This window comes from Marinobacter sp. F3R08, from assembly GCF_018860425.1.
GTDB lineage: Bacteria > Pseudomonadota > Gammaproteobacteria > Pseudomonadales > Oleiphilaceae > Marinobacter.
The window spans coordinates 1-3,053 of sequence record NZ_JAHKPI010000012.1; the positions used below are offsets into that span (position 1 = coordinate 1).

Here is a 3,053-nt window from a genome sequence, read left to right on the forward strand (position 1 = left end):
CGTTTTTCCATAGGCTCCGCCCCCCTGACAAGCATCACGAAATCTGACGCTCAAATCAGTGGTGGCGAAACCCGACAGGACTATAAAGATACCAGGCGTTTCCCCCTGGCGGCTCCCTCGTGCGCTCTCCTGTTCCTGCCTTTCGGTTTACCGGTGTCATTCCGCTGTTATGGCCGCGTTTGTCTCATTCCACGCCTGACACTCAGTTCCGGGTAGGCAGTTCGCTCCAAGCTGGACTGTATGCACGAACCCCCCGTTCAGTCCGACCGCTGCGCCTTATCCGGTAACTATCGTCTTGAGTCCAACCCGGAAAGACATGCAAAAGCACCACTGGCAGCAGCCACTGGTAATTGATTTAGAGGAGTTAGTCTTGAAGTCATGCGCCGGTTAAGGCTAAACTGAAAGGACAAGTTTTGGTGACTGCGCTCCTCCAAGCCAGTTACCTCGGTTCAAAGAGTTGGTAGCTCAGAGAACCTTCGAAAAACCGCCCTGCAAGGCGGTTTTTTCGTTTTCAGAGCAAGAGATTACGCGCAGACCAAAACGATCTCAAGAAGATCATCTTATTAATCAGATAAAATATTTCTAGGCACCAATAACTGCCTTAAAAAAATTACGCCCCGCCCTGCCACTCATCGCAGTACTGTTGTAATTCATTAAGCATTCTGCCGACATGGAAGCCATCACAAACGGCATGATGAACCTGAATCGCCAGCGGCATCAGCACCTTGTCGCCTTGCGTATAATATTTGCCCATGGTGAAAACGGGGGCGAAGAAGTTGTCCATATTGGCCACGTTTAAATCAAAACTGGTGAAACTCACCCAGGGATTGGCTGAGACGAAAAACATATTCTCAATAAACCCTTTAGGGAAATAGGCCAGGTTTTCACCGTAACACGCCACATCTTGCGAATATATGTGTAGAAACTGCCGGAAATCGTCGTGGTATTCACTCCAGAGCGATGAAAACGTTTCAGTTTGCTCATGGAAAACGGTGTAACAAGGGTGAACACTATCCCATATCACCAGCTCACCGTCTTTCATTGCCATACGAAATTCCGGATGAGCATTCATCAGGCGGGCAAGAATGTGAATAAAGGCCGGATAAAACTTGTGCTTATTTTTCTTTACGGTCTTTAAAAAGGCCGTAATATCCAGCTGAACGGTCTGGTTATAGGTACATTGAGCAACTGACTGAAATGCCTCAAAATGTTCTTTACGATGCCATTGGGATATATCAACGGTGGTATATCCAGTGATTTTTTTCTCCATTTTAGCTTCCTTAGCTCCTGAAAATCTCGATAACTCAAAAAATACGCCCGGTACTGATGAATCCCCTAATGATTTTGGTAAAAATCATTAAGTTAAGGTGGATACACATCTTGTCATATGATCAAATGGTTTCGCGAAAAATCAATAATCAGACAACAAGATGTGCGAACTCGATATTTTACACGACTCTCTTTACCAATTCTGCCCCGAATTACACTTAAAACGACTCAACAGCTTAACGTTGGCTTGCCACGCATTACTTGACTGTAAAACTCTCACTCTTACCGAACTTGGCCGTAACCTGCCAACCAAAGCGAGAACAAAACATAACATCAAACGAATCGACCGATTGTTAGGTAATCGTCACCTCCACAAAGAGCGACTCGCTGTATACCGTTGGCATGCTAGCTTTATCTGTTCGGGCAATACGATGCCCATTGTACTTGTTGACTGGTCTGATATTCGTGAGCAAAAACGACTTATGGTATTGCGAGCTTCAGTCGCACTACACGGTCGTTCTGTTACTCTTTATGAGAAAGCGTTCCCGCTTTCAGAGCAATGTTCAAAGAAAGCTCATGACCAATTTCTAGCCGACCTTGCGAGCATTCTACCGAGTAACACCACACCGCTCATTGTCAGTGATGCTGGCTTTAAAGTGCCATGGTATAAATCCGTTGAGAAGCTGGGTTGGTACTGGTTAAGTCGAGTAAGAGGAAAAGTACAATATGCAGACCTAGGAGCGGAAAACTGGAAACCTATCAGCAACTTACATGATATGTCATCTAGTCACTCAAAGACTTTAGGCTATAAGAGGCTGACTAAAAGCAATCCAATCTCATGCCAAATTCTATTGTATAAATCTCGCTCTAAAGGCCGAAAAAATCAGCGCTCGACACGGACTCATTGTCACCACCCGTCACCTAAAATCTACTCAGCGTCGGCAAAGGAGCCATGGGTTCTAGCAACTAACTTACCTGTTGAAATTCGAACACCCAAACAACTTGTTAATATCTATTCGAAGCGAATGCAGATTGAAGAAACCTTCCGAGACTTGAAAAGTCCTGCCTACGGACTAGGCCTACGCCATAGCCGAACGAGCAGCTCAGAGCGTTTTGATATCATGCTGCTAATCGCCCTGATGCTTCAACTAACATGTTGGCTTGCGGGCGTTCATGCTCAGAAACAAGGTTGGGACAAGCACTTCCAGGCTAACACAGTCAGAAATCGAAACGTACTCTCAACAGTTCGCTTAGGCATGGAAGTTTTGCGGCATTCTGGCTACACAATAACAAGGGAAGACTTACTCGTGGCTGCAACCCTACTAGCTCAAAATTTATTCACACATGGTTACGCTTTGGGGAAATTATGAGGGGATCTCTCAGCGCCCGGTAGTGATCTTATTTCATTATGGTGAAAGTTGGAACCTCTTACGTGCCGATCAACGTCTCATTTTCGCCAAAAGTTGGCCCAGGGCTTCCCGGTATCAACAGGGACACCAGGATTTATTTATTCTGCGAAGTGATCTTCCGTCACAGGTATTTATTCGGCGCAAAGTGCGTCGGGTGATGCTGCCAACTTACTGATTTAGTGTATGATGGTGTTTTTGAGGTGCTCCAGTGGCTTCTGTTTCTATCAGCTGTCCCTCCTGTTCAGCTACTGACGGGGTGGTGCGTAACGGCAAAAGCACCGCCGGACATCAGCGCCATTCGCCATTCAGGCTGCGCAACTGTTGGGAAGGGCGATCGGTGCGGGCCTCTTCGCTATTACGCCAGCTGGCGAAAGG

Annotated in this window: 3 protein-coding genes; 2 read left to right on the forward strand and 1 reads right to left on the reverse strand. The window is 46.4% G+C overall.

Annotated features, from left to right (window positions below):
• Positions 1 to 610: 610 nt before the first annotated feature.
• The gene (locus KO499_RS03060; RefSeq protein WP_000412211.1) at positions 611 to 1,270 is read right to left on the reverse strand and encodes a type A-1 chloramphenicol O-acetyltransferase; all 660 of its coding nucleotides are present in this window, start codon (positions 1,268 to 1,270) and stop codon (positions 611 to 613) included.
• A 160-nt stretch (positions 1,271 to 1,430) separates the two neighbouring features.
• On the opposite strand from KO499_RS03060, the gene KO499_RS03065 reads away from it, so the two are divergent.
• Positions 1,431 to 2,639, forward strand: a complete 1,209-nt coding sequence (locus KO499_RS03065) for an IS4-like element ISVsa5 family transposase (protein WP_001339197.1) — start codon at positions 1,431 to 1,433, stop codon at positions 2,637 to 2,639.
• Positions 2,640 to 2,886: 247 nt separating this feature from the next.
• Positions 2,887 to 3,053 (forward strand): IS1 family transposase (locus KO499_RS19955; RefSeq protein WP_416240379.1); only part of this gene is annotated, 167 nt, incomplete at its 3' end.